The organism is Leucobacter sp. M11, from assembly GCF_035726885.1.
Lineage (GTDB): Bacteria > Actinomycetota > Actinomycetes > Actinomycetales > Microbacteriaceae > JAPFRB01.
The window spans coordinates 1-260 of the sequence record NZ_JAPFRB010000036.1 but is presented as its reverse complement, the minus strand read 5'-3'; the positions used below and the strand labels follow the sequence as shown (position 1 = coordinate 260).

Here is a 260-nt window from a genome sequence, read left to right as displayed (position 1 = left end):
ATAACGATCAACAACGCAGCTATACCCGCCATACTCAGGATGAAAGGCTGCAGTTTATCTTTAATGGAATGTTTGTTTTTCTGCTTCTTTGTGAATTCCATTAAATTTTGATGTATTTTCTCCTGCGTATCTGGATGGAAGTGCTTTTCATAATTTGGTTGGGGCAAGGCTTTAATTTCACCGACTAATTGTTCAATTTGTGGATCCTTATGATCTTTTATCACACCAGCCCCTCCTTTTTCTTTTGGAGCGCTTTTAGC

The 260-nt window shown here is 38.5% G+C and carries 1 protein-coding gene; it reads right to left on the bottom strand.

Going from position 1 to position 260, the window contains the following annotated elements; translation table 11 throughout:
- Nucleotides 1–260, bottom strand: a 260-nt coding sequence (locus OOT08_RS18910) for a hypothetical protein (RefSeq protein ID WP_325094445.1), incomplete at both ends; no start/stop codon positions are given.